Annotated in this window: 7 protein-coding genes; 5 read left to right on the plus strand and 2 right to left on the minus strand. The window is 59.8% G+C overall.

Annotated features, from left to right (window positions below):
* Positions 1–1,320 (plus strand): ATP-binding protein (locus RWM61_RS19825; RefSeq protein ID WP_399539104.1); only part of this gene is annotated, 1,320 nt, incomplete at its 5' end.
* A 316-nt stretch (positions 1,321–1,636) separates the two neighbouring features.
* On the opposite strand, the gene RWM61_RS19830 is transcribed toward RWM61_RS19825, so the two are convergent.
* Positions 1,637–2,671, minus strand: a complete 1,035-nt coding sequence (locus RWM61_RS19830) for a hypothetical protein (RefSeq protein WP_314004100.1) — start codon at positions 2,669–2,671, stop codon at positions 1,637–1,639.
* Between the two features lie 177 nt (positions 2,672–2,848).
* Positions 2,849–3,571 (minus strand): hypothetical protein, encoded by a 723-nt coding sequence (locus RWM61_RS19835; RefSeq protein ID WP_314004104.1) that lies wholly within the window; start codon positions 3,569–3,571, stop codon positions 2,849–2,851.
* 278 nt (positions 3,572–3,849) lie between these two features.
* Here RWM61_RS19835 and RWM61_RS19840 point away from each other — a divergent pair, with 278 nt between their 5' ends.
* The 4 genes from RWM61_RS19840 (at position 3,850) to RWM61_RS20380 (ending at position 5,779) form a co-directional block, all read left to right on the plus strand.
* Complete coding sequence (locus RWM61_RS19840; protein WP_314004107.1) at positions 3,850–4,422, plus strand: xanthine phosphoribosyltransferase; 573 nt, start codon at positions 3,850–3,852, stop codon at positions 4,420–4,422.
* Between the two features lie 80 nt (positions 4,423–4,502).
* Entirely contained in the window at positions 4,503–4,844 is a 342-nt protein-coding gene (locus tag RWM61_RS19845) for a hypothetical protein (protein WP_314004110.1), read from the plus strand.
* Positions 4,845–4,943: 99 nt separating this feature from the next.
* Entirely contained in the window at positions 4,944–5,180 is a 237-nt protein-coding gene (locus RWM61_RS19850; RefSeq protein WP_314004113.1) for a hypothetical protein, read from the plus strand.
* Positions 5,181–5,263: 83 nt separating this feature from the next.
* Positions 5,264–5,779, plus strand: coding sequence for a zf-TFIIB domain-containing protein (locus RWM61_RS20380; RefSeq protein WP_399539108.1), 516 nt, complete (start codon positions 5,264–5,266; stop codon positions 5,777–5,779).
* Positions 5,780–5,929 lie beyond the last annotated feature (150 nt).

Raw genomic sequence — 5,929 nt, forward strand, 5'->3', positions numbered from 1 at the left:
GAGGAGCGGCGCCGCGAGCTGGCGCAGCGGCTTGAGCGGATACGCGCGCTGGCCGCGGAAGCGCGGGCGGCGGCGGGCGAAGCGGCCGACCGGCTTGCTTTGCGGCAGGCCGAGTGGGAGCGCTGGCTCGCCGGCCGCGGCTTGCCCGCGGAGCTGTCGCCGGAGGCGGCCCTCGAGGTGTTCGACCGGGCCGAGCAGGCTCGCTCTCAGCTGCAAACGAACGAACGGTCGGCGGACCGGCTTGCCCGGATCGACGCGCGCTTGGCCGACTTCGACGAGCAGGCGGCGGCGCTTTGCCGGGCGGAACCGGAGGCGGCCGGACTGGCGGCGACCGAGCCTGTCGCAGCCTTGCAGTGGCTGCAGGCCGCGATCCGGAAGCAGATTGCGCAGAAGCAAGCGTCGGACCGCCTTGAGGAGCGGTTACATGAGCTGCGCGAGCAGCGGGAGCAGGTCGTCGGGAAGCTCGCGCGGCATGATGAGCAGGCGGCCTTATGGTTTCATGAGGCGGGGGCGGCCGACGAGGCCGAATGGGAGCGGTTGCTGGTTCAGGCGCGGCAGGCCAGGCGGCTGCAGGAGGAAGCGATTCGGCTGGAGGTGGAGCTGTCGGCCGGTATGACGGCAGAGAAACGGGCGCTGCTGGACAAGCTTTTACAGGAAGAGGACGAGCATTCTTTGGCGTTGGCTGACAAGCGCAATGCCGACGCGCTGGACAACGCCCGCCAGCGGCAGACCGAGCTGCTGGAGCGGAGGGGACGGCTGCTCCAGACCTCCGAGCAGTTGAAGGGGGATGAAGACCGCCGTAGTTTGCTGCAGCAGCGGGAAAGCGCGCTTGCGAGGCTGCAAGGCGAGGTCGAGCGCTATGCGGAGCTTGCCGTGATGACGGCGTTGATCAGGCGAACGAAGAAACGGCTCGAGGACGAGCGTCAGCCCGCGGTCCTTCGGGAGGCTTCCCGTCTGGCGGCACAATTGACGAACGGCCGGTACGTCCGGATCGTCGCGCGGCCCGGTGAAGGAACGATTCGATTGGAGAACGCCGATGGCGACATCGTTGACGCCTCATTCCTCAGCAGGGGGGCGGCCGAGCAAATCTATCTGGCGCTTCGTCTGGCTTTGGCGGACGCGGTGGAGTCACGGGAGCCGCTGCCGATGCTGCTGGACGACCTGTTCGTCAACTTTGACGCCGACCGGCTGCGCGCCGCCGCGGGCGTGCTTGCCCGCGTATCGACCGGCCGGCAGCTTATCCTGCTGACCTGCCACGATCACATCGCAACCGCGCTAGCCGAAGCGATGCCTCAAGCGAAAACGGTAGCTTTCTCTTAAAGCAGGCAAAGTGCCTGCACCCCCAAACAGCCTGGAACGGGCATAGCCCTTACCAGGCTGTTTTCACACATGCGACGGAACGCAGGCTACAGCAAGGTGACGGGATGATGACAGGCCATTAAGCGACTGAATGCAGGTTACAGCAGAGCGACGGGATAATGGCGTTGCAATAAGCGGCAAAATGCAGGTTAAAGTAGACGCGAACGGATGATGGCTTTGCAATAAGCGACATAATGCACGTTATAGCAAGGTGAGGGGATGATGACAGGCCATTAAGCGACGGAACGCAGGTTGCCGAGATGTGGTGTCTGATGCCTTATCTCCAACCGGCCTTCTTCCGGATCATCAGGTATAACCATCCGATGCTGACCATCCCGAACATCGGATAAAGCGTCGACAGCAGGGGACCGAAGCCGATCTGGCTGATGACGTAGCAGACGAGCAGGACGGCGGCGACGATGACGCGTCTCGACCATCCGAGCCGTTCCTCCAGCTGCAGCGTCAACCCGTACACATCCGAGATGAGCGTCGTGAAAATTTCGGCGAAAATGAGGAACAGGTAGACCCACTGAATGCCTTGGCCGAGCTCGCGGGCGATGCCGCCCATCGGAATGGCGAACTGCGTAATGCCGGGCATGTAGGCCGACAGCGCCATATGCCCGGCCAGCAGCATGAAGCCGATGCCGATGCCGCCCACCCAGCAGCCGGCAACGATCGTCCGGCGGTCGCCGATTTCCTTGCCGAGCGGGACAAGAACCGCCTGCGCCATCGACAGGTTAAAGGCGGCGTACAGTACAGGCGACGCCCACGCGGCCCACGGCGAATGATCGCTCCCGAGCACCAGCCACTTCTCGGCCCCCGGGGTGCGCAGCGTATCGACAACGATCAGCACCGTAAATAGAAGCATGATCGGCACAACGATCGCGTTGACCGTCAGAATCGCGTTCATCCCTTTGCGCAGCAGCAAATAGCAGCCGACCATCGTCACCAGCAGGCCGGTTTGATACGATATGCCGAGATGTTCGTTGAAAATGGAGCCGGCGCCGGCCAGCATGACCGCGTTGACGCCGAGCAGCACGCACAGCATAAAGTGGCTCACAAGCCTTCCGACCCGTTCCCCGAAAAGCGTCTTGTTCAAGTCCTCATACGATTTGGCGCCGATTTCGGCGGCGATCAGCATCATTTTGGCGCCCAGCCATATGAAGAGTGCTGTGGCCAAGCCGATCGCGGCCGTCCCCCAATACCCGAAACGGGTAAAAAACTGCAAAATTTCCTGACCGGTCGCAAAGCCCGCGCCGACGACCGTCCCCATATACGTAAAAGCGATCTGCAGCACTTTAACCGGCTTCATTCTACCGCCCCCGTTCGCGCATTCATGCACGGATCAGAGCAACCGGCGGCAGGACGCGGGCCGGGCTCGCTCTTTTCATCCTATGCGCGCCTGGGGACAGGCATGACAAGCGTCTTCACACGCGAAAAAAGCGCCCGGCACGATCCCGTGCCGGAGCGCCCCGCATACACCGCTCGCTCAACTTTCGTCAACAAAAAGCTTAACCGACAGCACCGTCTTCTCCTTCGGCTCCAGATCCAGCTTCAAAAGCGCTCCGTCGCCCTTGTAGCCGATCACAAAGCCGGTGTGCTGGTCGGGCTTGCCGAGCGTCTTAAGCGCCTTTTCTTCGTCGTCTCCGATCTTCAGGCCACCGATTCCCGTTCCGGTTCCGGACCCGTACACCTCGACGAACGCAACCCGGCCGGCATCGTTCAAGCCAACGGAAAAGCCGCTATACTCGAGCACGGTGAGCATGCCGTCTTCATCTTCCATAGCGTAGCTGTCAAACGGCTTTCCATACAGCTTCTGGACCGTGCTTCTCTCGTCTCCGACCCCAAGCCCGAGAAGCTTGGGCGCATCCGCGGACCAGACGCCTTCGGTCGGCTGCTTCTTCACAGCGGTGCCTTTTGGGGCGGGTGCCGTCTTCTCGACGCCTGAAGGCTTGCCGCCCGATTCCGCGCCGATGGCCGGCGTCCGAGCGGGCGGCGACGGGTTGTCATACGTTTCCTGCGGGCTTGACGGCGCTTCGGGGATGGAATCGCGTGCGGGGACATCGCGCTCCGCAACATTCGTCTTCGGGCCCGGGGAGCCGCCCGGCATGTCCATTCCGCAGCCGGTCAACAGCGCGGCGGCCAGAAGGGACAGCGCCGCAAGCGCGATGGCCGCAGTCCTTTTATATTTTTTCTTTGGCGATAGGTCCACAGTGAACTCCCCCGATCGGCACAGCCTCGATAATTGCCTGTTCGTATCCGCGTTTTCTGTCTATAGTTAAGACGCCTAAGGACTGGGAAAGGTTGCATCCTTCCGGGATACATTTACACATGCTTTCGGAATCCCGGGGCATATGACCGGTATAAGCGGCGAAGCATCGCGCCGCTTTTCGGGGTTATTTTTACGGTACCGCATTCCATCCCTTGCGTGGGCGCCCGAAGCTATGTTACCTTAACGAAAAGGATTTACCGTGGAAGGAACGTGAGACGATGGACATGTTGAAGGAACGCATTTTGAAAGAAGCGTCGATCATGACGGCGGACGTGCTGAAGCTCGACGGATTGCTGAACCACCAGGTGGATCCGGTGCTCACGATGGAGATGGGCCGGGAATTTGCCCGGCGGTTCGCAGAGGTGCATATAACGAAAGTGATTACGGTGGAGTCGTCCGGCATTCCGGTCGCGTTCGCCACGGCGTTGACGCTCGGCGTCCCGCTTATTTTTGCCCGCCGCAAAAAGACGCTCATCGCCGATCCCGATGCGCTCACCGAGCGCGTTCCGTCCTTTACGAAAGGCATCGTAACGGACATCATGGTGTCGCGGCAATATTTGACGCCTTCCGACAAAGTGCTGTTTATCGACGACATTATCGCGAACGGGGACGCGGCCCGCGGGCTCATCAAAATTATCGAACGGGCCGGATCTGAGCTTGCAGGCTTGGGCATAGTGGTGGAGAAATCGTTTCAGGCCGGCGGCCGCACGATCCGCGAACAAGGGATTCGTGTCGAATCTTTGGTGAAAATAGCATCCTTGGAAGGCGGCAAAATCACATTTGAGCAGTAAGTCCCAACTTCCGTCTCTTTTCGTCTGCGCTTTTTTCATTTATAATAGAGTCAAGTGAGCCGAGGGGAGGCAGAGGGAATATGGAGAAATTGGCGCTGTCCGCGGATTTTTTTGAGACGAAGTTGTCCGATGCCAAGGTGCATTTTGAACGCGCGCTTGACTGCAAACATACAGAATTCGACGATTTATACCCTTACATGATCGAACATCCGCAGTTTTTCTGGTACAAAAGATACGTCGCCTGGTCCGAGCTGTTAACGATCGTCAAGCTGGCTGAAGAATTGAACGTTGAATGGCGCACATGGTTTACCGGGCGCCAGGTCGAATATATTGAGAAACGCGTTATGTCGTCTCGCGTTCTGGACGAATGGTACGAAACGAACGATTCGCGCGAGCAAGTGGTCAACGAAGAAAACGTTTAATGCAAAGCACATCCGACGAGACCCATCGAGACGAGACGTCTCTTTCCGGGTCTTTTATTCTAATGTTTGAAGAGAATGCGTGAGGGAGACGGAAAATAAATGACAGAGGAAGGCGTTCTCGACCGGTACAGGCTGCAAGGCGTTAAGGTGCGTGTCGTCCGCGACGGCCTGGAGATGAACGACGTCATCGGCATTGTCGTCGCCTGGGACGACGATTCGGTCATGATCCGCAAGCCGAACCGGCGTGTCGTCAAGCTGAGCCGCGCCTACGATTACCGTCCCGCCGACGAGCCGCGCGCGGTCGTCGATGAAACGCAGGCCGGCGATCGCGCGTAGAAAGATTCGTATGATGCAAGGCATGTCTGCCAGGGTATGATATACCAAGCGGACGATCAGACTTATATCAGGAGGGATGAAGCTTGAAATGCCCGGTATGTGACGATGTGAGAATGCGCGAGGTCGAAAAGGACGGCGTGACGGTCGACGTTTGTCCGGATTGCAAAGGTGTCTGGCTGGATCGGGGCGAGCTCGAAAAGCTGATGCTGGGCGTGAGGGACATGCGCAAGGAGCTTGAAGAACGCGAAGAGGAGCTGCTCGCCAGGCAGCCGGACACGGCGTTCGGCTCGGATCCTTCCGGTGCGGGCGGAACGCGTGCGGCGCCGCCGGTCCATCAGTATCCCCCGGCGCAGCCCGGCGCCGGCTCGGGCCATACGCCGTACGGTACGCCTCCGCAGACACCCGGCGGACAATACGGCACGGGGTACGGCAACCCGGGCTGCGAACAGCCTGTCTACGGCCACGGCGGACATGGACAACACGGATACGGCGGACACGGCGGCCACGGTTATGGCATGAAGCATGGCTACGACAAGTACGGACGGCCCTACAAAAAGAAAAAAACCGTGCTTGACGTGTTCGGCAATTTGTTTGATTAACAGCTTCCGGCTGCACAACACATAAAATTACCGAAACTTTTTAACATCCGATAGAAACCAAAAAGGACAGCCACACAGGCTGTCCTTGTGTATGTAGTTGGTGCGGTCGAGAGGACTCGAACCTCCACGGCTGTTACACCACTAGAACCT

The organism is uncultured Paenibacillus sp., assembly GCF_963515335.1.
GTDB lineage: Bacteria > Bacillota > Bacilli > Paenibacillales > Paenibacillaceae > Paenibacillus_I.